General features: G+C 72.5%; 17 protein-coding genes and 2 pseudogenes. 6 read left to right on the top strand and 13 right to left on the bottom strand.

Translation table 11 applies throughout. The annotated features are described in order from the left end of the window. Both QFZ75_RS19895 and pdhA (QFZ75_RS19890) read right to left on the bottom strand, forming a co-directional pair. Positions 1 to 981, bottom strand: coding sequence for an alpha-ketoacid dehydrogenase subunit beta (locus QFZ75_RS19895; protein ID WP_307538760.1), 981 nt, complete (start codon positions 979 to 981; stop codon positions 1 to 3). Continuing rightward, complete coding sequence (gene pdhA, locus QFZ75_RS19890) at positions 978 to 2,147, bottom strand: pyruvate dehydrogenase (acetyl-transferring) E1 component subunit alpha (RefSeq protein ID WP_307538758.1); 1,170 nt, start codon at positions 2,145 to 2,147, stop codon at positions 978 to 980. The genes QFZ75_RS19895 and pdhA (QFZ75_RS19890) overlap by 4 nt, the downstream gene beginning before the upstream one ends. Before the next feature lie 407 nt (positions 2,148 to 2,554). Here pdhA (QFZ75_RS19890) and QFZ75_RS19885 point away from each other — a divergent pair, with 407 nt between their 5' ends. After that, a complete protein-coding gene (locus tag QFZ75_RS19885) occupies positions 2,555 to 3,217 on the top strand; it encodes a response regulator transcription factor (RefSeq protein ID WP_307538756.1) in 663 nt (220 codons plus the stop codon). Positions 3,218 to 3,333: 116 nt separating this feature from the next. Next, positions 3,334 to 3,756 (top strand): pyridoxamine 5'-phosphate oxidase family protein, encoded by a 423-nt coding sequence (locus tag QFZ75_RS19880; protein WP_307538755.1) that lies wholly within the window; start codon positions 3,334 to 3,336, stop codon positions 3,754 to 3,756. A gap of 42 nt (positions 3,757 to 3,798) precedes the next feature. Here the strand turns inward: QFZ75_RS19880 and QFZ75_RS19875 are convergent, their stop codons facing one another. Beyond that, positions 3,799 to 5,355, bottom strand: a complete 1,557-nt coding sequence (locus tag QFZ75_RS19875) for a protein kinase (RefSeq protein WP_307538753.1) — start codon at positions 5,353 to 5,355, stop codon at positions 3,799 to 3,801. Between the two features lie 377 nt (positions 5,356 to 5,732). On the opposite strand from QFZ75_RS19875, the gene QFZ75_RS19870 reads away from it, so the two are divergent. Further along, entirely contained in the window at positions 5,733 to 7,388 is a 1,656-nt protein-coding gene (locus tag QFZ75_RS19870) for a protein kinase (protein WP_307538751.1), read from the top strand. Between the two features lie 193 nt (positions 7,389 to 7,581). Here the strand turns inward: QFZ75_RS19870 and QFZ75_RS19865 are convergent, their stop codons facing one another. Continuing rightward, entirely contained in the window at positions 7,582 to 8,127 is a 546-nt protein-coding gene (locus QFZ75_RS19865; protein WP_307538749.1) for a bacterial proteasome activator family protein, read from the bottom strand. Positions 8,128 to 8,337: 210 nt separating this feature from the next. Here QFZ75_RS19865 and QFZ75_RS19860 point away from each other — a divergent pair, with 210 nt between their 5' ends. Beyond that, positions 8,338 to 8,769: a hypothetical protein gene (locus tag QFZ75_RS19860; RefSeq protein WP_307538747.1), complete on the top strand. Its 432-nt coding sequence runs from the start codon at positions 8,338 to 8,340 to the stop codon at positions 8,767 to 8,769. A 240-nt stretch (positions 8,770 to 9,009) separates the two neighbouring features. On the opposite strand, the gene QFZ75_RS19855 is transcribed toward QFZ75_RS19860, so the two are convergent. From QFZ75_RS19855 to pdhA (QFZ75_RS19825), 7 genes and pseudogenes are all read right to left on the bottom strand, one after another. Further along, complete coding sequence (locus QFZ75_RS19855; RefSeq protein ID WP_307538746.1) at positions 9,010 to 9,990, bottom strand: NAD(P)H-quinone oxidoreductase; 981 nt, start codon at positions 9,988 to 9,990, stop codon at positions 9,010 to 9,012. A 39-nt stretch (positions 9,991 to 10,029) separates the two neighbouring features. Beyond that, positions 10,030 to 11,136, bottom strand: a complete 1,107-nt coding sequence (locus tag QFZ75_RS19850; RefSeq protein ID WP_307538744.1) for a TrkA family potassium uptake protein — start codon at positions 11,134 to 11,136, stop codon at positions 10,030 to 10,032. Then, on the bottom strand, positions 11,124 to 12,491 hold the full coding sequence (locus QFZ75_RS19845; RefSeq protein ID WP_307538742.1) for a molybdopterin molybdotransferase MoeA: 1,368 nt from the start codon (positions 12,489 to 12,491) through the stop codon (positions 11,124 to 11,126). Before QFZ75_RS19845 ends, QFZ75_RS19850 begins: the two co-directional genes overlap by 13 nt. Beyond that, positions 12,488 to 13,349: pseudogene (locus QFZ75_RS19840) on the bottom strand (NTP transferase domain-containing protein). Before QFZ75_RS19840 ends, QFZ75_RS19845 begins: the two are co-directional and overlap by 4 nt. 234 nt (positions 13,350 to 13,583) lie before the next feature. Continuing rightward, positions 13,584 to 15,119: a dihydrolipoamide acetyltransferase family protein gene (locus QFZ75_RS19835; protein ID WP_307538740.1), complete on the bottom strand. Its 1,536-nt coding sequence runs from the start codon at positions 15,117 to 15,119 to the stop codon at positions 13,584 to 13,586. After that, on the bottom strand, positions 15,116 to 16,123 hold the full coding sequence (locus QFZ75_RS19830; protein ID WP_307538738.1) for an alpha-ketoacid dehydrogenase subunit beta: 1,008 nt from the start codon (positions 16,121 to 16,123) through the stop codon (positions 15,116 to 15,118). The genes QFZ75_RS19835 and QFZ75_RS19830 overlap by 4 nt, the downstream gene beginning before the upstream one ends. Beyond that, the gene (pdhA, locus tag QFZ75_RS19825) at positions 16,120 to 17,289 is read right to left on the bottom strand and encodes a pyruvate dehydrogenase (acetyl-transferring) E1 component subunit alpha (RefSeq protein WP_307538736.1); all 1,170 of its coding nucleotides are present in this window, start codon (positions 17,287 to 17,289) and stop codon (positions 16,120 to 16,122) included. The genes QFZ75_RS19830 and pdhA (QFZ75_RS19825) overlap by 4 nt, the downstream gene beginning before the upstream one ends. Positions 17,290 to 17,463: 174 nt before the next feature. Between pdhA (QFZ75_RS19825) and QFZ75_RS19820 the strand changes: the two genes are divergently transcribed. After that, positions 17,464 to 17,964, top strand: a complete 501-nt coding sequence (locus QFZ75_RS19820; protein WP_373465900.1) for an Lrp/AsnC family transcriptional regulator — start codon at positions 17,464 to 17,466, stop codon at positions 17,962 to 17,964. 51 nt (positions 17,965 to 18,015) lie between these two features. Here the strand turns inward: QFZ75_RS19820 and QFZ75_RS19815 are convergent, their stop codons facing one another. Further along, positions 18,016 to 18,606 carry a TetR/AcrR family transcriptional regulator gene (locus QFZ75_RS19815; RefSeq protein ID WP_307538735.1) on the bottom strand — a complete coding sequence of 197 codons (591 nt, stop codon included), beginning with the start codon at positions 18,604 to 18,606 and terminating at the stop codon, positions 18,016 to 18,018. Next, a pseudogene (locus QFZ75_RS19810) lies at positions 18,603 to 20,119 on the bottom strand (3-hydroxyacyl-CoA dehydrogenase). Before QFZ75_RS19810 ends, QFZ75_RS19815 begins: the two are co-directional and overlap by 4 nt. A gap of 168 nt (positions 20,120 to 20,287) precedes the next feature. Between QFZ75_RS19810 and paaN the strand changes: the two are divergent. Continuing rightward, a complete protein-coding gene (gene paaN / locus QFZ75_RS19805) occupies positions 20,288 to 21,982 on the top strand; it encodes a phenylacetic acid degradation protein PaaN (RefSeq protein WP_307538732.1) in 1,695 nt (564 codons plus the stop codon). Positions 21,983 to 22,117 lie beyond the last annotated feature (135 nt).

Genomic DNA, 22,117 nt, shown 5'->3' with positions numbered 1-22,117 from the left:
TCAGTACGCAAGCGAGCGGTCGACGGCGTCGAGCACCCGGTCCAGGCCCGGCAGGTACTCGTCCTCCAGGCGGGCCGGCGGATACGGGGCGTGGTAGCCGCCGACCCGCAGCACCGGCGCCTCCAGGTGGTAGAAGCACCGCTCGGTGATCCGGGCCGCGATCTCCGCGCCCGTCCCCAGGAACACCGGCGCCTCGTGCACCACGACCAGGCGGCGGGTCCTCTCGACCGAGGCCTGGATCGAGTCGAAGTCGATCGGGGACATCGACCGCAGGTCCAGCACCTCGAGGGACTTGCCCTCCTCCTGCGCGGCCGCCGCGGCCTCCTGGCAGACCTTCACCATCGGCCCGTACGCGGCCAGCGTCAGATCGGCGCCCTCGCGGACCACGCGCGCCTTGTGCAGCGGCCCGGGGATCGCCTCGCGGTTCACCTCGGACTTGTCCCAGTAGCGGCGCTTCGGCTCGAAGAAGATCACCGGGTCGTCGCTGTGGATGGCCTGCTGCATCATCCAGTAGGCGTCGCCCGCGTTCGACGGGGAGACCACCTTCAGGCCCGCCACGTGCGCGAAGAGCGCCTCGGGGGACTCGGAGTGGTGCTCGACCGCGCCGATGCCGCCGCCGTACGGGATGCGGATGACCACGGGGAGCTTGATCTTGCCGAGCGCCCGCGCGTGCATCTTCGCGAGCTGCGTGACGATCTGGTCGTACGCCGGGAAGACGAAGCCGTCGAACTGGATCTCCACGACCGGGCGGTAGCCGCGCAGCGCAAGACCGATCGCCGTGCCGACGATGCCCGACTCGGCGAGCGGGGTGTCGATGACCCGCTCCTCGCCGAAGTCCTTCTGGAGGCCGTCCGTCACCCGGAACACACCGCCGAGCTTGCCGACGTCCTCGCCCATGATCAGGACCTTGGGGTCCGAGTCGAGGGCCGTGCGCAGCGATTCGTTGATCGCCTTGGCCAGCGCCATCTTTTCCACTGTCATCGCTTGCCCTCCCCTTCATCGGCGAACGACGCCTGGTAGGCCGCGAACTGGGCCCGCTCCTCGTCGACGAGCGCGTGCCCGTCCGCGTACACGTTCTCGAAGATGGCGAAACGGTCCGGGTCCGGCATGGCGCGGACCACTTCGCGCACTCGCCTGCCCAACGCCTCGCTCTCGGTCTCGAGTTCCGCGAAGAATCCCTCGTCCGCGTGGTGTGCGGCCTCCAGGTACGCGCGCAGGCGCAGGATCGGGTCCTTCGCCTCCCACGCCTCGCGCTCCTCGTCGGCCCGGTACTTGGTCGGGTCGTCGGAGGTGGTGTGGGCGCCCATGCGGTACGTGAACGCCTCGACGAGGGTCGGCCCCTCGCCCCGGCGGGCCCGCTCCAGCGCCCACTTCGTGACGGCGAGGCAGGCGAGGACGTCGTTGCCGTCGACGCGGACGCCCGGGAAGCCGTACCCCTGCGCGCGCTGGTAGAGCGGCACGCGGGTCTGGCGCTCGGTGGGCTCGGAGATGGCCCACTGGTTGTTCTGGCAGAAGAACACGACGGGCGCGTTGTAGACCGCGGAGAAGGTGAACGATTCAGCGACGTCGCCCTGGCTGGAGGCGCCGTCCCCGAAGTACGCGATCACGGCCGAGTCGGCGCCGTCCTTGGCGACGCCCATGGCGTAGCCGGTGGCGTGCAGCGTCTGCGAGCCGATGACGATCGTGTACAGGTGGAAGTTGTTGGTGTTCGGGTCCCAGCCGCCGTTGTTCACGCCGCGGAACATGCCGAGCAGGTTGGCCGGGTCGACCCCGCGGCACCAGGCGACGCCGTGCTCACGGTAGGTCGGGAAGACGTAGTCGTCCTCGCGGGTGGCGCGGCCCGAGCCGATCTGGGCGGCCTCCTGGCCGAGCAGCGAGGCCCACAGGCCCAGCTCGCCCTGGCGCTGCAGGGCGGTGGCCTCGGCGTCGAAGCGCCGGGTGAGCACCATGTCGCGGTACAGCCCGCGGAGCTCTTCGGGGGTGATGTCGGCTACGTACGCGTCGTATTCGCCATTCTTGACGCGCTTCCCCTCGGGGGTCAGCAGCTGTACGAGGTCCGGCTGGGCGCCCGGCGGCTTCTTCGCAGCGGTGCGCTTGGTACCGGCGCTGCGTCGCGGCTTGCGCGCGGCAGTGCTCTCCACGGTCACGTGTGCTCCTCCGTCGGTCCGGCCCCCGGGATTGCCGGGAACTGGGGTCCCCCCAGCCCTTCGAGAGCCGGGGGAGCGGCTCGCCTGTTCTCCGTACCCGTGCACGGGGTGGGTGCCCTCGGCCGGGAACAGGCGTGACAGGTGCCCCGGCGAGCGCCCTGCAACAAGCACGTTACCCAGTGGTTCACATTTCTGTGAAACCCCTTCTGACCTGCATTTTTTATCGGATTTCCAAGTACTTTCACTTGGACTTCCCACTACTTCGCGGGAATCGCGAGCAGTCGCTGGTCACAGCACTGGTCACAGCCTGACAGGGGGCCGGAACACCGGCACGTTATCCCGGTCACCCCGGGGACGGGAAGGGTTCGACTGGCGCAACCGGAAAGATCGTGTGTGAGACTGGCTCCGTGCGTGAAGAGGGAAAAATCACGGTATTTCTCCTCGACGACCACGAAGTGGTCCGCCGGGGGGTCCATGAGCTGCTCTCCATGGAGGACGGCATCGAAGTGGTCGGCGAGGCCGGTACGGCGGCCGACGCGCTGGCGCGCATTCCGGCCACGCGCCCCGACGTGGCCGTGCTGGACGTCCGGCTGCCGGACGGCAGCGGGGTCGAGGTCTGCCGCGAGATCCGCTCCGCGGACGAGTCGATCAAGTGCCTCATGCTGACGTCCTACGCCGACGACGAGGCCCTCTTCGACGCGATCATGGCGGGCGCCTCGGGCTACGCGCTCAAGGCGATCCGCGGTGACGAACTGCTCTCGGCGATCCGTGACGTGGCGGCCGGCCGGTCCCTGCTCGACCCGGAGGCCACCGCCCGCGTCCTGGAGCGGCTGCGCGACGGCGGCAGCCCCAAGGGCGACGCGCGGCTCGCCGGGCTCACCGACCAGGAGCGCAGAATCCTGGACCTGATCGGCGAGGGGCTCACCAACCGCGTGATCGGCGAGCGGCTCCACCTCGCGGAGAAGACGATCAAGAACTACGTCTCCAGCCTGCTGGCCAAGCTCGGCATGGAGCGGCGCGCGCAGGCGGCCGCCTACGTGGCCCGGATGCAGGCGGGCAGAGAGCGGTGAGCCGGGGCCGGCCGGGGCAGCCGGGCCGGCCGGCCGGGAAAGGGGACCTACGACCCGTCCCACGGGGGCCCGGCGCCCCTTTTCCCGCCCGCTCGGGATGCCGCAGATTGGAAGGCATGCCGACCGACCCCCACATCGCCGCCGGCCTGCTCGGCCGCGTCGCCCACGGCCGGGTGGCGGCCAGCGTGCGCGCCCTGCCCTTCCTGGCGCCGGCCCGCCACATCGTCGCGGACGGCCGCGTCCTGCTGCGGATGCACGGAGGCCACGGCCATCACCTGGTGTGCGCGGGCAGCGTCGTGGCGTACGGCGCGGACAACATGAGCTGTGCCCCGGCGGGCGCGGAGCGGTGGTCGGTGCAGGTCGTCGGCGTGTGCGAGCGCGTCGAGCCGACCGCCGACCAGCTCGCGCGCTTCGGCCCCGGCCCGCTGCGCGTGGACGGCGGGCCGTTCGAACCCGTCTACCTGGGGATCACACCCCGTCTGACCACCGTGCAGTCCATGGGCATCACCACGGAGCACCCGGCCGAGCCCATCAGGTGACGACGGCCGGGCACATCGGGTGACGACGCCGGTGCGGACGGGTCAGTTCCCCTCGGCTCCGCCGTCGGGCTCCCCGTTCGCGCCACCGTCGTCGCCGGCCGGAGGTGTCGGAGTGGGCTCCTCCTCCGTGGGCGTCGGCTCCTCCTCCGTCTCCGTCGGCGTGGGCTGCTTGGTGGTGGCCTCGTCCGAGGGCTTCTCCTGCGTGGGCGTGGGCGAGTAGGTCGGCGACGGCTGGTACGACGGCGTGTAGTCCGAGTTGCCGCCCGTACTCGTGTCCTCGTCCGTCTCCTCGTCCGTCGGCTCGTCCGACGCTTCCTTGCTCGGAGTGTTCTTCTTCTCGGTCTCCGAGGCGGTCGGCGACGTCTTCGTGCCGGGCCCGCCGCCGTCGCCCCCGCCGCCGTTGAGCGCCAGTGCCACGCCCGCCGCGATCGCGATCACCGCGAGGACCGCGAGGATCCACAGCTTGCCGCGGCCGCTGCCGTGGTTGCCGTGGCCCTCGAAGCCGCCGTCGTCGCCGCCGCCCGGGGGCAGCAGCGGTGACGGGATCTGGGTGGTGCCCATGTCGCCGGGGTGCGGCAGCCCGGCCGCGCCGGCGAGACCCGCCGCCGGGGTGCTCATGCCCTCGTGCACGGTGACCGGGCCGGTGTTCCAGGTACCGGTGTGGCCGCCCTGGTCGTACAGCATCTGCAGCGCGTACTGGACGAGGCCGCGCATCTCCTCGGCGGTCTGGAACCGGTCGTCCGGCTCCTTCGCGAGCGAGCGCATGACCAGGCCGTCGAGTTCCGGCGGCACCCCGTCCGAGACCTCGGACGGGGGCACCGGGATGTCCTGCACGTGCTGGTAGACCACCGACAGCGGGGTCTCACCGGTGAACGGCGGCCGCAGCGCGAGAAGTTCGTAGAGCAGACAGCCCGTCGCGTACAGGTCGCTGCGGTGGTCGACCGCCTTGCCGAGCGCCTGCTCCGGCGAGAGGTACTGGGGTGTGCCCATGACCATGCCGGTCTGCGTCATCGTCGACTGGGCGCCGTGCAGGGCGCGCGCGATGCCGAAGTCCATCACCTTCACCGCGCCGGTGTCGGTGATGATCACGTTCGCGGGCTTGATGTCCCTGTGAACGATGCCGTGCTGGTGTGAATAAGCCAGCGCCTCCAGCACCCCGGAGACGATGATGAGCGCCTGCTCGGGCCCGGGGGCATCGGCGTTGAGGAGGAGGTCGCGGATCGTGTGGCCCTCGACGAGCTCCATCACGATGTACGGGACGACCTGGTGCGGGAGCACGTCCTCGCCCGAGTCGTAGACCGCCACGACCGCGTGGTGGTTGAGGCCGGCGACCGACTGGGCCTCGCGCGTGAAACGGGCCTTCGAGACGGGGTCCTCGGCCAGGTCGCCGCGGAGCAGTTTGACCGCGACGGTCCGCCCTAGGCGGACGTCCTCGGCGGCGAACACCTCGGCCATACCGCCCCGGCCGAGTCTGTGGGTCAGCCGGTACCGACCGTCCCCGACGAGCCCGCCGTTACCCCACAACTCCGGCGCATCTGACATACCGCCGCCAGTCGCCTCGGGGTCGGACGGGCCCTGAGCGCGCTGCTGCTGTGCCATCGGTCCTCGCCGTCGTTTCTGTCCGCACCGGTCGACGTAGTACGCGCGGTGGTTGTTACGGTCTCCGTCGGGCCACGCTACAGCCTCCGCGCGAGGCGTCGGTCCGGGATGGACCCGGTCGCCGGACCCGTGGACCGGCCACGGGTGTACATACGGGTGCACATACGGGTGCGCGCCCTGTGTACCGGCGGTGGGGCACCTGTAACGCTTCCGCGACTGTTCCTTCGCGTACGGTCACGGAACGGGCACCGAGCTTGACGTGTCGGTGCCCTCGGGCAGACTTGGCCGGTAATGACCACAGGGAACACCGGCCGCGGGAGCCACACCGGCAGTTTTCGCCCGCGTGACGGAGCACGGCCGATGGGGGACGCGGAAAGATGAGCCAGGACGGCGTACATGGCCGGTACGTGGGACACTCGGTCGCCGGCGGGCGCTACCAGCTGCGTGACCTGCTCGGCGAAGGCGGCATGGCCTCGGTGCATCTCGCCTACGACTCGGTGCTCGACCGGCAGGTCGCGATCAAGACACTGCACACCGACCTCGGCCGTGAGCAGGCCTTCCGCGAGCGCTTCCGCCGCGAGGCCCAGTCGGTGGCCAAGCTCACGCACACCAACATCGTCTCGGTCTTCGACACCGGCGAGGACGACCTCGACGGGGTGACCACCCCGTACATCGTCATGGAGTACGTCGAGGGGCGTCCGCTCGGCTCGGTCCTCGACCAGGACATCGCGCAGCAGGGCGCCATGCCCGCCGACAAGGCCCTCAAGATCACCGCGGACGTGCTGGCCGCGCTGGAGATCAGCCACGAGATGGGCCTGGTCCACCGCGACATCAAGCCGGGCAACGTCATGATGACGAAGCGCGGCGTGGTCAAGGTGATGGACTTCGGCATCGCCCGCGCCATGCAGTCCGGTGTGACCTCGATGACCCAGACCGGCATGGTCGTCGGCACCCCGCAGTACCTCTCCCCCGAGCAGGCCCTGGGCCGCGGCGTCGACGCCCGCTCCGACCTGTACTCCGTCGGCATCATGCTGTTCCAGCTGGTGACCGGGCGCCTGCCGTTCGAGGCGGACTCGCCGCTGGCCATCGCGTACGCGCACGTCCAGGAGACGCCCGTCGCGGCCTCCTCGGTCAACCGCTCGCTGCCGCCCGCGGTGGACGCGCTGATCGCCCGCGCGCTGAAGAAGAACCCGAACGAACGCTTCGTGAGCGCCGAGTCGATGCGCGACGAGTGCCTGCGCGTGGCCCGGTCCATCCAGCCCGCGCCGCCGAGCATCGTGCCCGGCGTGCAGACGTCGAGCGGAGCCGGGGTGGCCTCCGCGGTGTTCCCGCCGGTCGACCAGTCGGCGCAGGCACCCCAAGGCAACGTGCAGACGCCGTACCAGCCCGGTGCCTACGGCCCGCCGACGCCGGCGGCGGGGCACACACCCGCCCCCTCGTACGGCTACCCGCAGCAGGGCGGCTACCCGACACCGGCCCAGTCCTCCGCGTACGCCCCGCAGCAGGGCCTGCCGACCCCGCCGCCGTACACGATGTCCCCGCACTCCGCGTCCGGCTCCGGCGGTGGCCGCAAGAGCGGCATGCCGGTGGTCGTGGGCTCGATCGTCGTCGCGCTCGTCGCGGTCGGCGGGCTGATCGCCGCGCTGACCATGGGCGGCGGGGACGACGACAAGAAGAAGGAGGACGTCGCGAACAGCGCCCGCGCGTCAGCCTCCGAGGAGGTGTCCGGGGCCGGGTCCGGCCACAAGGGTCCCGACACGACGAAGAAGATCGACAAGACCGCGTGCACGGAGCCCGACGAGTCGTACAACGACGAGGAGAAGATCCGGGTCCCGGAGTTCAAGTTCAAGAACATCGACTCCGTGAAGGCGTGCTTCCAGGCGGCGGGCTGGCAGTACGAGTCCAAGACCGTGGACGAGAACGCCTACGGCGAGGGCACGGTCATGAGCCAGATCCCCGAATCGGGCTCGGACGTCGACCCCAAGAGCATGCCCAAGATCCAGCTCTACGTGTCGACGGGCGACCCCGCCTGATCACGCGGCGCGCCGTACGCCGGCCGCGCAGGCCGACCGGACGCCGACCGGATGCTGTCCGGACGCCGGCCGGACGTGTCGAAGGGGCCCGGCATCCCTGCCGGGCCCCTCTCGTCCGCTGACTGTCTGGAGTCGTTCGTGTCACCGCGTCGTCCGCGACCCGGTGATCCCCGGGTCGCGGACCGCAGGTGTCCTACAGGTACGGACCGCCCGTGCGGCCGCCGGCGGCCCGCGGATCCACCTCTTCGTCCTCGCCGCCGACGCCCGGGGGCAGCGCCCGGCGCATCTGCTCCAGCTGCGCCCTGGCCGCCATCTGCTGGGCGAACAGGGTGGTCTGGATGCCGTGGAAGAGGCCCTCCAGCCAGCCGACCAGCTGCGCCTGCGCGATCCGCAGTTCGGCGTCGGAGGGGATGCCGTCGTCCGTGAACGGCAGGGAGAGCCGCTCCAGTTCCTCGACGAGGTTGGGAGCGAGCCCGTCCTCCAGCTCCTTCACCGAGCTGGCGTGAATCTCCTTGAGCCGTACCCGGCTCGCCTCGTCCAAGGGTGCCGCACGCACCTCCTCGAGCAGCTGCTTGATCATGCTCCCGATCCGCATGACCTTGGCGGGCTGTTCCACCATCTCCGTCACCGGGACCTCTCGGGAGTCCTCGTCTCCACCGCCACCGAGAGCCATCCCGTCCTGGCCCACGACCAGGATCTGGGGATTCTCCGGCGACCTCTCGTTCCTCGGCATCTCCATGCCGCCATTCTCTCGCACTCGTCCACGTCACCGGCGTGGTGCCCCCTCCGGAACGTGATCCACCCTGTACGAACCGGCGCCCCGCGTCAGGCGGGCCGCGCTCCAGGAGTGCCGGCAGACCATGGCGTATCGACATGGCCGGTCTGTACCCCGTGCATCCGTCCGCGGACCGGGATGCCGGTGCGGGCCCCCCGTGTGAGGCTGAGGCCGTTGATCTTGGATCCTCCGTACCGGGAGGGGGTCACCGACGTGACTCCGTGGTTCCGCGCCCTTCGCCCGACCGGCCTGCTGCTGCTCCTGCTGACCAGCCCCTCGTACACGCCGCAGGCCGCCGCGTACGAGCCGGTGCCGGCCGAGTCGCGGGCCGGCAGCGTGGCGGGAGAGGGCCGCGAGCGCCCGGGCCGGGAGGCGCGCCCGACGGACGCGGAGAGCGCGTCGGCTCACCCGGACGGCTCAGAGAGCCCGGACCAGCGGGAGCCGGCGGCCCCACCGAAAGCCTCCCGCCCCCCGTCCACACCCCCTGGCCACCCCGCACGCGCCTCGGAACCGGTCCTGAGGGTGCTCCCCCTGGGCAGCGGCCTGGTCCTGATCGGCCTGGGCCTGGCCCTGACCTTCCTGGCCCTGAAAACACGCAAACCCTGAAACCCGCGCCCCTTGGGGGGCGCGGGGAACGGCGCAGTCTTTCGCCCCTCAGGGGCGCGGGAAACGGCGCAGTCCTCCGTCTCCCAGGGGCGCGGGGAACGGCGCGACCTTTCGCCCTTCAGGGGCGCGGGGAACGGCGCAGTCTTTTAGGGGCGCGGGGAACTGCGCGACCAGCCCCCACCGACCCCGCACCCGAATTCAGAACCCGACCCCACCCCACCCCGAACCAGAACCGCCAGCTCAGGGCAGCGTAAGCAGCACCTTCCCGATATGCCCACTCTCCTCCAGCACCCGATGCGCGGCAGCGGCATCACTCATCGGCACCTCCTGGTCGACGATCGGCCGCACCCGCCCCCCGGCGACCAACGGCCACACATGCTCCCGTACGGCCGCCACGATCGCCGCCTTCTCCCCGGCCGGCCGGGCCCGCAGCGAGGTCGCCGTGACAGCGCCCCGCTTGCCCAGCAGCGCCCCGATGTTCAGCTCGCCCTTGGCCCCGCCCTGCATCCCGATGATCGCGAGGCGCCCGTTGACGGCGAGGGCCTGGACGTTGCGGTCGAGATACTTCGCCCCCATGTTGTCGAGGATGACGTCGGCACCCGCCCCGTCCGTGGCGGCCCTGACCTCCTCGACGAAGTCCTGCTCGCGGTAGTTGATGAGCACGTCCGCGCCGAGCTCCCCGCAGAAGTCCAGCTTCGCCTTGCTGCCGGCGGTGACGGCGACCCTCGCGCCGACGGCCTTCGCCAGCTGGATCGCCATGGTGCCGATCCCGCTCGAACCGCCGTGCACCAGCAGCGTCTCGCCCGGACGCAGGTGGGCGATCATGAAGACGTTGGACCAGACCGTGCAGGTCACCTCGGGCAGCGCGGCGGCCTTGTCGAGGTCGACGCCCTGCGGCACGGGCAGCAGCTGCCCGGCCGGGACGGCCACCTTCTCGGCGTACCCGCCGCCCGCGAGCAGCGCGCACACCTCGTCCCCGACGTTCCACCCCGAGGTGCCGGGCCCGAGCGCGGCGATCCGTCCGGAGCATTCGAGCCCCGGATAGGGCGACGCGCCGGGCGGTGGGTCGTAGAAGCCCTGCCGCTGCAGCAGATCGGCACGGTTGACCGCGCCGGCCACCACCTCGACCAGCACTTCGCCCTCGCCGGGCACGGGGTCGGGGACCTCGTCCCACACCAGCGCCTCGGGCCCACCAGGTTCAGGAATCGTGATCGCTCGCATGCGGGCGAGGCTACTCCCGACAGTCCGTCATGGGGGGATTCAGTCCTGTGGCAGCGGTTTCATGTCCGGCGTGACCTGGGTGTGCGGGCTGACCCGCACGATGGTGATCAGACGGTCCGTCAACTGCACCTTGCCGATCGCCGGATCGTCGTAGCCGAGCACCCGGTGTCCTCGTACGACGCTCACCACCAGGTCCTCGATCTCACGGACACCCTTGCCGACCTCGGCCTTTATGACGGGCCGTTCGACCATGTCGAGTCCGCTGCCCTGCTGGATGAGGTCCTCCATGACCATGCCCGCGCTGGGGCTGAGCACGGAGAGCCCGAGGAGCCGGCCGGCCGCGCTCGCGCTGGTGATGACGGCGTCGGCGCCGGACTGCTTCAGCAGCGGCGCGTTCTCCTCCTCGCGCACGGCGGCCACGATCTTCGCCTTGCGGTTGAGCTGCCGGGCGGTCAGCGTGACGAGCACGGCGGTGTCGTCGCGCTGGGTGGCGATGATGATCTGCCGGGCCCGCTGCACCTCGGCCCGCAGCAGTACGTCGCTGCGCGTCGCGTCACCGATCACGCCCGCGTACCCGTCGGCCGTCGCCGCATCGATCACCTTGGAGCTGGGATCGACGACCACGACCTGCTCCTTCTTCAGCCCCGTGGCGCACACGGTCTGGATCGCCGAGCGGCCCTTCGTGCCGAACCCGATGACAACGGTGTGCTCCCTCAAAGCGGTCCTCCAGCGGTTCAGTCGCCACTCCTCCCGGGTGCGTTCGGTGAGGACCTCGAGAGTGGTGCCGACCAGGATGATCAGGAACAGCACGCGCAGCGGCGTGATCAAGAAGATGTTGGTGAAGCGGGCGCCGTCGCTGACCGGCGTGATGTCGCCGTACCCGGTGGTGGAGAGCGTGACGGTCGCGTAGTAGAAGGCGTCGAGCAGGTCGACCGGACCGTCCGAGTTGTCGGTGTAGCCGTCCCGGTCGAAATAGACGATGAAGGCCGTACCGACCAGCACCAGCAGCGCCATGACGACTCGTTTGGCGACCTGGCGCAGCGGGCGTTCCACCCGTTGGCGGGGCAGCGCCACCCGATGGGTGATCAGGCGTTCGTCCGCCTGCCGGGCGATCGCGTCGTGGCCCGGAAGTTTCACGTGAAACACACCTCGATCCCGGCCATGGCCCAGGGCAGGTCGAGGATCTCCAGTTCCTGACCCGGCCGCGCGCCGCCCGGCGGGACGACGGCGAGCGCGTCGGCCACGGCGATGCTGCGCAGCATGGCCGGTCCGTTGTAGTGCAGCGGCGCCGCGCGGTCCCCGCGCAGGACGACCGGGATGAGCCGGGTGTCGTACGGGTGACCGTGCACGGTGTCCTGGAGGGGCAGCGTGTACGGCTCCGGCGCCGTGCGGCCCGAGAGGGTGCGCAGCAGCGGTTCGGCGAGCGTGAGCAGCCCGGAGACCGCGGCGAGCGGATTGCCCGGCAGCCCGACGAGGTGCTGGTCCTCCTTGAGGCGCGCCAGGAGCATCGGGTGGCCCGGGCGTACCTGGACGCCGTCCACCAGCAGCTCGGCGCCGCTGCGGCGCAGGATGGGGTGGACGTGGTCGACGGGTCCCGCGGCGGTGCCCCCGGTCGTGACGACGAGGTCGGCGTCGGAGTTCCTGAGGGCCCTGCGCAGGGCCTGCGCGTCGTCGCCGAGCCTGCGCACCGCGACGACCTCCGCGCCGAGCGCGCGCAGCCAGGGCGGCAGCATCGGGCCGAGCGCGTCCCGGATGAGCCCGTCGTGGGGCAGTCCCCCGGTCAGCAGTTCGTCGCCGAGGACGAGGATCTCCGCGCGTGGCCGGGGGAGGGCGGAGACGGTGTCGTACCCGGCGGCGGCGGCGAGCCCGAGCACGGCCGGGGTGACCAGCGTGCCGGACGGCAGCAGTGGTTCGCCGGAGCGGCACTCCTGGCCGCGGGGGCGGATGTCCTGCCCGTGCACGACGTCGCGGATCGCGTGCAGCCGGCCGTTGTCGTCGCCGTGGCCGTGCTCGCTGCGGAGCACGGCGGAGGTGTCCTGCGGGATCCGCGCGCCGGTGGCGATCGGGACCGCCTCGCCGTCGGTGAGCGGCGCCGGGGCGCCGTGCCCCGCGAGGACGCCCCCGGCCCGCACGTCCCACGGGCCGGGGCCCGCGACCGCCCAGCCGTCCATCGCGGACGTGTCGAAGGACGGCAGGTCGGTGAGAGCGGCCAGCGGAGCGGCCAGGACGAGCCCCAGGGCGGCGTCCAGGGGGACGGAGACGGGGGCGCCCGGCCGGCGGGGCGCCCGTCCCGCGACGGCGCGGGCCCGCTGCCAGGGCATGGCGGTGCGGTGCTCGCCGGTGTCCTTCCGTCCGTCGCCCTGCGGGGCCGGGGCGGGGACGGAAGAGGAGGCTCCGGTGGTTCCGGAGTCGTCGGGCACCTCGGCACCGCCTTCCTTGACCAGGGCGAGGGCTTCCTCGACGTCGAAGTCGACCTCCTCGTAGCGCCCCGAGGCGGTCATCCGGCATCCGGACGGGCGTCACCGGCGGGGCGGGCACCGCCGGTGTCCGGTCCTGCCTCCTCGGCCCAGCGCAGCGCCAGGGCAGTCGCCTTGCGGGCGGCTTCCGCGACCGCTTCGGGGCCGCCCCCGGCCCGGCCGGCCGCGTACCCGACGAGGAACGTCGTCAGCGGCGCCGCCGGGGCGGGCGACGCCGTGGGCGGCGTCACGGGCGAGGTCGAGCAGGACGCCGGTGTCGACGTCCAGGTCGAGGCCCAGTTCGTCCTTGACTGCGGTGATCCATTCATCCAACACGTGCCCATGCTCCCTGATACGTGCCCGGGCGGCGGCGATGTCGTCCCAGGTGTCGCAGTCGAAGGACGCGACGGGGTCGGTGATACGGGTCAGTTCGAGCGCGCCGGTGAGCCGTCGCAGCGGCAGTCCGGTCAGTTCGCCCCGCTCGGCGCGCAGGGCCGTCAGTTCGCGCAGCAGCGCCGGCCTGCGGTACGCGGCCACGAGGGGCTGGTCGCGGCCGTCCGGGTCGGTGAGCAGCACGCCCTCCGCGCACCCCTCCTGAAGGGCGGTCAGCAGTCTGCGTACCGTGCCCTCGTCCAGGAACGGCAGATCGGCGGAGAGCACCACGACGTACTCGGCCCCGGTGTGCCGCAGACCGGCGTCCAGCGCGGCGAGCGGGCCGCCGCCGGGAGGGTCCTCGCGCGCCCATCGCACGGGGCGCGCGGTGGGCCGGGGCTCCGCGACGACCACGGTGGTGGCCGCGCCGGAGCAGGCGGCCAGGACGCGGTCGAGCAGTGCGCGGCCCCCTACGCGGACCCCCGGTTTGTCCGCGCCGCCGAGGCGGCGGGCGGCGCCCCCGGCGAGCACGACGGCGTCATGGCCGTCCCCGCCGGGTGCGCCGGAGGAACCGGATGCGTCGGAGGAACCGGATGCGTCGGAGGAACCGGGTGCGCCCGGGGGACCGGACGCCTCGGGGGATCCGGGTGCGCGGGGTGGCTCGAACGCGGTCACCCCCCGAGTATGAGTGCCCGATGGATCATTTCCACCCCCGTGCACAGCATGTGGACGGGGGTGGGGACGGGCCCCTGCGGGCCGGGGAGGTCACAAGGTCCGCAGCAGCACCGCCGGTTGTTCCACGCAGTCCGCCACGTGGCGCAGGAAACCGCCCGCCGTCCCGCCGTCGCACACCCGGTGGTCGAAGGTGAGCGAGAGCTGGACGACCTGCCGCACCGCCAACTCGCCCTCGTGCACCCAGGGCTTGGGGACGATGCGGCCGACGCCGAGCATGGCCGCCTCGGGGTGGTTGATGATCGGCGTGGAGCCGTCCACGCCGAACACCCCGTAGTTGTTCAGGGTGAAGGTCCCGCCGGTGAGGTCGGCCGGTGTGAGCGACCCGGTCCGGGCGGCCTCGGTGAGCCGGGCGAACTCCGCGCTCAGCGACTCCGTGTTCCGCGCGTGGGCGCCCTTCACCACCGGTACGACGAGTCCGCGTTCGGTCTGCGCGGCGAATCCGAGGTGCACCTCGTCGAGCCGTACGACCTCGCGGGCGTCCGTGTCGACCGTCGAGTTCAGCTCGGGGAACCGGGCCAGCGCGGCGGTGCAGACACGGGCGAGGAGCGCGAGGAGGGAGATCTTCGGTCCGCCGGCCTCGTTCATCCTCGTGCGCGCCCGCATCAGTTCCGTCGCGTCGGCGTCCACCCAGCAGGTCGCGTCGGGGATCTCTCGCCGGCTCCGGGAGAGCTTGTCGGCGACGGCGCCGCGGACGCCCTTGAGGGGGACGCGGGTGCCGGTCGCGCGCGCGGGTGCCGCGGTGGCCGGTGCGGACGTGGGCGCGGGACTGCGCGTCGGCCGCGCGACGGCCGGGGCGGCGGACGCGCCGGCCTGCAGGGCGTGCTCCACGTCCGCGCGCGTGATCAGGCCGTCGGGTCCCGAACCGGCCAGCTCCCGCAGGTCCAGCCCGTTCTCCCGGGCCAGCCGGCGCACGAGCGGGGAGATCACCGGTACGGGACCGTCGGTCCGGTCGCCGGTCCCGGGAGCGGCCGGGTCCGCGAGCGGCCGCTCCTGCCGTACGGGACGCGCAGCGGCGGTGGCGGGACCCGGGAGCGCCGCCGTGACGGCCCGGTCCGTGCCGGTGGCGGGACCCGGTGGCCGGTGGCCCGGTGTGGCAGCGGGCGCGGGCGGCCGTACCCTGCGGCGGCGTGCCGCGGGCGCCTGGGTGCCGTAGCCCACCAGCACGTTCCCCGACCCCTCGTCCTCGTCCAGGGGGGCCCGCGCTCCGGAGACCCGGCCGCCGGACGCCGTGGCACCGGGGGCCGGGACGGAAGAGGCCGGGGCGGAGGAGGCCTGCGCGTCGGATGCCTGCGCGTCGGATGCCGGTGCCCCCACCGCGACCGTCAGCAGCGGGGAGCCCACGGGCAGTTCGGTGCCCTCGTCCCCGTAGCGGGCGGTGACCACGCCGCCGTACGGGCAGGGCACCTCGACCATCGCCTTGGCCGTCTCGACCTCGACGACGGGCTGGTCGACGGCGACGACGTCACCGACCTCGACGAGCCAGCGGACGATCTCCGCCTCGGTGAGGCCCTCGCCGAGGTCGGGCAGCCTGAATTCACGGCTGAACATGTCGGAGGCACGGGTCATCGGCTTTCCGCCTCCCACTGCAGCCGGGCCACCGCGTCCAGGATCCGGTCGACGCCGGGCAGGTGGTGCCGCTCCAGCATGGGCGGCGGATACGGGATGTCGAACCCGGCGACGCGCAGCACCGGCGCCTCCAGGTGGTGGAAGCACCGCTCGGTGACACGCGCGGCGATCTCCCCGCCGGGCCCGCCGAAACCGCCCGACTCGTGCACCACGACCGCCCGGCCGGTGCGCCGCACGGACGCGGCGACCGTCTCGTCGTCGAACGGCACCAGGGAGCGCAGGTCGACGACCTCCAGGTCCCAGCCCTCGGCCCGGGCCGCCTCCGCGGCCTCCAGGCAGACGGGCACGGACGGCCCGTACGTGACGAGCGTGGCGCTGCGGCCCGTACGGCGGACCACCGCGCGGCCGATCGGCTCCACGGCCTGCGGTTCCTCGGGGTTCCAGGTGTCCTTCGACCAGTACAGGCGCTTGGGCTCCAGGAAGACGACCGGGTCGTCGGAGGCGATGGCCGCGCGCAGCAGTCCGTACGCGTCGGAAACCGTCGCCGGGGTGACGACGTGCAGCCCCGGGGTCGCCATGTAGTACGCCTCGGAGGAGTCGCTGTGGTGCTCGACGCCGCCGATCCCGCCGCCGTAGGGCACGCGCACGGTGAGGGGCAGCGGCATCGCCCCGCGCGTGCGGTTGCGCATCTTCGCCACGTGCGAGATCAGCTGCTCGAAGGCGGGGTACGCGAAGGCGTCGAACTGCATCTCCACGACCGGCCTGAGCCCGTACATGGCCATGCCGACCGCCGTGCCGAGGATGCCCGCCTCGGCCAGCGGGGTGTCCGTGACCCGGTCCTCGCCGAACTCCTTCGCGAGCCCGTCGGTGACCCGGAAGACGCCGCCGAGGGTGCCCACGTCCTCGCCCATGACGTGGACGGCCGGGTCGTCGGCCATCGCGTCCCGCAGGGCGCGTCCGAGGGCCTGGGCCATGGTGGCCGGCTTCACCGCGACGGTGGTCATCGCGCGCTTCCTTCCCGGTCGTACGTGTCGTCGTCCTCGTGCCGGTCCGCCTCGGCGGCCAGCTCGGCCCGCAGCAGGGCCTCCTGCTCCAGGAGCTGCGTGGTCGGCCGGGCGTAGACGTGCGCGAACAGGTCCGCGGGGTCGAGCACCGGGTCCTGGTTCATGCGCTCGCGCAGGTCCGCGGCCATCGCCTCGGCGTCCTCGCGCACGGCCCGTATGCCGTCCTCGTCGAGCAGTCCGCGCCCGGTGAGCTCCCGCTCCAGGAGGGCGACCGGGTCGTGCGCCCGCCAGACCTCGACCTCGGCGCCGTCGCGGTAGCGCTTGTCGTCGTCGGCGTTCGTATGGGCCTCCATGCGGTACGTCACCGCCTCCACGAGCGTCGGGCCGCCGCCCGCGCGCGCGTGGGCGATCGCCTCGCCCAGGACCTCGTGCACGGCGGCGGCGTCGTTCCCGTCGACCAGCCGGCCCGGCATCCCGTACCCGACGGCCTTGTGGGCCAGGGAGGGGGCGGCGGTCTGCTTGACGAGCGGCACGGAGATCGCGAAGCCGTTGTTCTGGACCAGGAAGACCACCGGGGCCCGCCAGACGGCGGCGAAGTTCAGTGCCTCGTGGAAGTCGCCCTCGCTGGTGCCGCCGTCGCCGACGAGCGCGAGCGCGACCACGTCGTCGCCCTTGAGGCGGGCGGCGTGCGCGAGGCCCACGGCGTGCGGGAGCTGAGTCGCGAGTGGCGTGCTCAGGGGGGCGACGCGGTGTTCGCGCGGGTCGTAGCCGGTGTGCCAGTCGCCGCGCAGGAGGGTCAGCGCCTGGACGGGGTCCAGGCCCCGGGCGACGGCCGCGAGGGTGTCCCGGTAGCTCGGGAAGAGCCAGTCGCGCTCCTCCAGGGCGAGCGCGGCGGCGACCTCGCAGGCCTCCTGGCCGGTGGAGGAGGGGTAGACGGCGAGGCGGCCCTGCTTGGTGAGGGCGGTCGCCTGCGTGTTGTAGCGGCGGCCGCGCACCAGTTCCGCGTAGAGCCGGCGCAGCAGGTCCGGATCGACCCGTTCGGCCGCCCTGGTGCCGAGAACGCGGTGGGGCAGCGCGTCGGGCAGCAGCGGCGCGGGGTCGGTGCGGGGCTGCCAGGCCGGCGGCGGGGTCGGCCGGTGTGCGCCTCGCTGCTCCATGACCGTCATGTCGGCACCTCCTCGTGGGAGTCGCTTCGGGAGGCCGCCGTGAGTGACGCGCCTCACCTACCGATTGTTCGGTCGTCGGCACATTTTGGCTACAGGCACCTCCAGGCTGTGGACAAACGGTTCTGCACAGCCTGAGATGGATGCAGTACGTCCATGGCAGGGAGGCGGGGGGACATGGCACCTGAACAAATGGCCGAGGGGCCCGACCCCGGCCCGTCCGTGCCGCCGCCGCGCCCGCTCGACTCCATCGACCAGGACATTCTGCGGATGCTCCAGGCGGACGGCCGCGCCTCGATACGCTCCGTCGCCGAGCGCGTCCACGTGTCCCGGGCCAACGCCTACGCGCGCATCAACCGCCTCGTCGAGGACGGCGTGATCCGCGGCTTCGGGGCCCGCGTCGACCACGAGCGCGCCGGGCACGGCACCTCGGCGTACATCACCCTCAAGATCGTGCAGAACACCTGGCGCACGGTGCGCGAGCAGCTCAGGGCGCTCCCCGGGGCCTCGCACATCGCGCTGGTGGGCGGCGACTTCGACGTGCTGCTCCTGGTGCACTCGCCGGACAACAGGGCCCTGCGCGAGCTGGTGCTGACCCGGCTCCAGGCCATCCCCGAGGTGCTCAGCACCCGCACGCTGCTGGTGTTCGAGGAGGAGGACCTGGAGCCGCAGGCGTGAACGCCGCCCCCGGCGGAAGCCGACGGGCCGCCCCGCGCCCGGGCGGCGCGCTCAGCCCTGGCGCCGCAGTCCCCCGAAGACCATCAGCACCACCGCGTCGGCGACCTCGCGCTCGGCCATGCCGCGCCCGTCGGGGCGGTACCACTCGACGATCGAGTTGATCATCCCGAAGACCAGCCGGGTCGCCAGGCGGACCTCCAGGTCGGCGCGTACGTCGCCGTCGGCCGCCGCCGCCTTCAGGAGCGCGGCCACCTCGTGGTCGAACTCCCGGCGCCGGTCCAGGGCCCAGCGCTCGGTGCCGGTGTTGCCGCGCACGCGCAGCAGCAGCGTCACATAGGGCAGTTCGGCGGTGAGGACCTCCACCATGCGCCGGGTGACGTACTCCAGGCGCTCCACGGCACGCCCCTCGCGCGCGTGCTCCTCGTCGAGGATCCCGAAGAGGCCGTCGAGCGCCCGGCTGACGGCCCGGCGCAGCAGCTCCTCCTTGCCGGTGACGTGGTGGTAGATCGACGACTTGGAGATGCCGGCCGCCTTGGAGAGGTGCTCCATGGAGGTGCCGTCGTAACCGCGCTCGTTGAAGACCCGTACGGCCACGGACAGCAGCGTCTGCGGTGTGTAGGTGTCGCGCCTGGCGGTGGTCACGGGGTGCCCTCACGCTTCTCGGAGGCGTACGCGTGGCGGTAGAGCGCCAGGGACGGGGCGTAGCGGCCCGAGGGGTCCCGCAGGTGCAGGTCGTCCAGGACGTCGTAGGCCCAGCTCCTGCCGAGCCTGCGACTCCACTCGAAGGGGCCGAGCGGGTAGTTGACACCCTGGCGCATCGCCGTGTCGATGTCCTCCTCGGTGGCCACGCCCTTGGCGACGGCGTCGTGCGCGAGGTCGATGATGCGGGCCACCGTGCGGGCGACGATCAGACCGGGCACGTCCCCGATGACGCTGACGTCCTTGCCGAGCGCCTGGAAGAGGCCGGTGGCCTCGGCGAGGGTCTGCGTCTGGGTGTCCTGCGAGTGGGACAGGGCGATCCGGGTCGCCCCGCGGTAGTCGTACGCCAGGTCGAAGTAGACGACGTCGCGGAACTCGACGGCGGTCTGCCCGTCCGCGAGGGCCAGCTGGCCGCCGCTCGGCAGCACCAGGCGCGTGCCGTGGTCCTCCTCGTCCTCGCGGACCTGGATACCCGCCTCGCGGATCAGCGCGAGCAGTTCGGCGGCGCGGGGCCCAGGTCGCCCTCGGCGACGACGTAGGCGGGTGGCTGGACCTTCTCGGCGGTGTGCGGCTCGGGCCGCTCGCCGTCGGCCCCGTGGTCGTACCAGCCGTGCCCGGTCTTGCGGCCGAGCCGGCCCGACTCGACGAGCCGGCGCTGGGCCAGTGAGGGCGTGAACCGCACGTCCTGGAAGAAGGCCTCCCACACCGAGCGCGTGACGGACTCGTTGACGTCCTGGCCGATCAGGTCGGTCAGTTCGAAGGCGCCCATCCGGAAGCCGCCCGACTCGCGCAGGACCGCGTCGACGGTCGCGGGGTCGGCGGCCTGCGCCTCGTAGACCGCGAAGGCCTCGGCGTAGAAGGGCCGCGCGATGCGGTTGACGATGAAGCCCGGGGTGTCGGCGCAGGCGACCGGCGTCTTCCCCCAGGCGCGGGCCAGCCCGTACGCGCGCGTGGCCGACGTGACGTCGGTCGCGAACCCGGAGACGACCTCCACCAGGGGCAGCAGCGGCGCGGGGTTGAAGAAGTGCAGCCCGACGAAGCGGCCGGGGTTGCGCAGGGCGCCGCCGATCGCGGTCACCGACAGGGAGGAGGTGTTGGTGGCGAGCAGGCAGTCGTCCCCGACGACGTCCTCCAGCTCGCGCAACAGCTTTTGTTTGACGTCCAGCCGCTCCAGGACGGCTTCGAGGACGAGCCCTGAGTCGGCGAGTTCGGCGAGGCTCTCGGCGGGGTGCAGCCGGGCCCGCGCGGCGTCGCGCTCGGCGCCGGTCAGCCGGTCCTTCTCGACGAGCCGGTCGAGACGGGCGCCGATCGCTTCGGCCGCCGCCCGGGCACGGCCGGGTGCGGTGTCGTACAGCCGCACGGGGTGGCCCGCGACGAGTGCGACCTGGGCGATGCCCTGGCCCATGGTGCCGGTGCCGACGACGGCCACCGGGCCGGCGAGGTCGAGTGCTGTCATGCTCGCGATCCTCCCGCACGGGGTTTTCCACAGGTTCGGCGGACCCCCTTGTCCCGACCGATCGTTCGGTTACTCTAACCCTGTCCGGCTGTTTCTGCCCAGGTCATGAGCTGGACCGCCAGGTCCTGAGCTCGACGAAGAGTTCATGAAACGAGGAGATGGTTCCGCATGGCCGCCGCCGCACTGACCACGCACGAGCTCATCGCCCAGCACCGGCCGACCCTCGACCAGGCGCTGGAAGCGATGCGTACGCGCGCGTACTGGTCGCCGCACCCCGAGCACCCCAAGGCGTACGGGGAGAACGGCAGCCTGGGCGCGGCCGAGGGCAGGGCCGCCTTCGACGCCCTGCTGGGCGGCCGGCTCGACCTGGACCAGCCCGGCACCGACGACTGGGTGGGCGGCGAGGTCTCGCCGTACGGGATCGAGCTGGGCGTCACGTACCCGCACGCGGACGTCGACGCGCTGCTGCCCGCCATGCGGCGGGGACAGCGCGCGTGGCGCGACGCGGGCGCGGAGGCGCGCGCGGTGGTGTGCCTGGAGATCCTCAAGCGGATCAGCGACCGCACGCACGAGTTCGCGCACGCGGTCATGCACACCAGCGGCCAGGCCTTCATGATGGCGTTCCAGGCGGGCGGCCCGCACGCCCAGGACCGCGGCCTGGAGGCGGTGGCGTACGCGTACGCGGAGCAGGTCCGCACCCCCGACACGGCGGAGTGGACCAAGCCCCAGGGCAAGCGCGACCCGCTCGCGCTGACCAAGCGGTTCACCCCGGTGCCGCGCGGTGTCGCGCTGCTGATCGGCTGCAACACCTTCCCCACGTGGAACGGCTATCCGGGCCTGTTCGCCTCGCTGGCCACGGGCAACGCGGTGCTGGTGAAGCCCCACCCGCGCGCGGTGCTGCCGCTCGCGCTCACCGTCCAGGTCGCCCGCGAGGTGCTCGCCGAGGCGGGCTTCGACCCGAACCTGGTGGCGCTGGCCGCGGAGCGCCCCGGCGAGGGCATCGCCAAGACCCTGGCCACCCGGCCCGAGATCCGGATCATCGACTACACCGGCTCGACGGAGTTCGGCGACTGGCTGGAGGCCAACGCCCGCCAGGCGCAGGTCTACACGGAGAAGGCCGGCGTCAACACGGTGATCGTGGAGTCGACGGACGACTACAAGGGGATGCTGTCCAACCTCGCCTTCTCCCTGTCGCTCTACAGCGGCCAGATGTGCACCACCCCGCAGAACCTCCTGATCCCGCGCGCCGGCATCCGTACGGAGGAGGGCCCCAGGTCGTACGACGAGGTGGTCGCCGACCTCGCCCGGGCGGTCGACGGGCTCCTCGGGGACGACGCCCGGGCGAACGGCCTGCTGGGCGCGATCGTGAACCCGGACGTGAAGGCCAGGATCGAGGCCGCCGCCGGGCTGGGCGAAGCGGCCCTCGCCTCGCGGGAGATCGTGAACCCGGAGTTCCCGGACGCGGTGGTCCGCACCCCGGTGATCGTGAAGCTCGACGGCGGCAAGCCGGACGACCAGGCCGCCTACATGAGCGAGTGCTTCGGTCCGGTCTCGTTCGCCGTCGCGGTCGACTCGGCCGCCGACGCGGTGGAGCTGCTGCGGCGGACCGTCCGTGAGAAGGGCGCGATGACCGTCGGCGCGTACACGACCTCGGAGGACGTCGAGGACGCCGTCCGCGAGGCCTGCCTGGACGAGGCGGCCCAGCTCTCCCTGAACCTGACGGGCGGGGTGTACGTCAACCAGACGGCCGCCTTCTCCGACTTCCACGGCTCGGGCGGCAACCCGGCGGCCAACGCGGCCCTGTGCGACGGAGCATTCGTGTCCAACCGCTTCCGGGTGGTGGAGATCCGCAGCGAGGCCTGAGCCCGGCCCCTGAGGGGCCCCGTCAAGGGCCCCTCAGGGGCGCCTCAGGCGCCCCTGAGGGGCGCGGGGAACTGCGCGAACCAGCCCCACGGCCCCGCACCCGACCACGCACCCCACTCCACCCTGCCGCTCCGC

The sequence above is a fragment of the Streptomyces sp. V3I8 genome, from assembly GCF_030817535.1.
Taxonomy (GTDB): Bacteria; Actinomycetota; Actinomycetes; order Streptomycetales; family Streptomycetaceae; genus Streptomyces.
Note: the sequence above shows the minus strand (reverse complement) of the source record. Positions and strands in the feature narration are given on the sequence as shown.

Bases quoted from the DNA above. Each gene is read 5' to 3' on its own strand.
- QFZ75_RS19845 (WP_307538742.1), bottom strand. From the start codon at position 12,491: ATGACCGCCTCGGGGCGCTACGAGGAGGTCGACTTCGACGTCGAGGAA.
- QFZ75_RS19830 (WP_307538738.1), bottom strand. From the start codon at position 16,123: ATGACCACCGTCGCGGTGAAGCCGGCCACCATGGCCCAGGCCCTCGGA.
- QFZ75_RS19895 (WP_307538760.1), bottom strand. From the start codon at position 981: ATGACAGTGGAAAAGATGGCGCTGGCCAAGGCGATCAACGAATCGCTG.
- QFZ75_RS19880 (WP_307538755.1), top strand. From the start codon at position 3,334: ATGCCGACCGACCCCCACATCGCCGCCGGCCTGCTCGGCCGCGTCGCC.
- QFZ75_RS19875 (WP_307538753.1), bottom strand. From the start codon at position 5,355: ATGGCACAGCAGCAGCGCGCTCAGGGCCCGTCCGACCCCGAGGCGACT.
- pdhA (WP_307538736.1), bottom strand. From the start codon at position 17,289: ATGACGGTCATGGAGCAGCGAGGCGCACACCGGCCGACCCCGCCGCCG.
- QFZ75_RS19835 (WP_307538740.1), bottom strand. From the start codon at position 15,119: ATGACCCGTGCCTCCGACATGTTCAGCCGTGAATTCAGGCTGCCCGAC.
- QFZ75_RS19855 (WP_307538746.1), bottom strand. From the start codon at position 9,990: ATGCGAGCGATCACGATTCCTGAACCTGGTGGGCCCGAGGCGCTGGTG.
- QFZ75_RS19865 (WP_307538749.1), bottom strand. From the start codon at position 8,127: ATGGAGATGCCGAGGAACGAGAGGTCGCCGGAGAATCCCCAGATCCTG.
- QFZ75_RS19820 (WP_373465900.1), top strand. From the start codon at position 17,464: ATGGCACCTGAACAAATGGCCGAGGGGCCCGACCCCGGCCCGTCCGTG.
- QFZ75_RS19870 (WP_307538751.1), top strand. From the start codon at position 5,733: ATGAGCCAGGACGGCGTACATGGCCGGTACGTGGGACACTCGGTCGCC.
- paaN (WP_307538732.1), top strand. From the start codon at position 20,288: ATGGCCGCCGCCGCACTGACCACGCACGAGCTCATCGCCCAGCACCGG.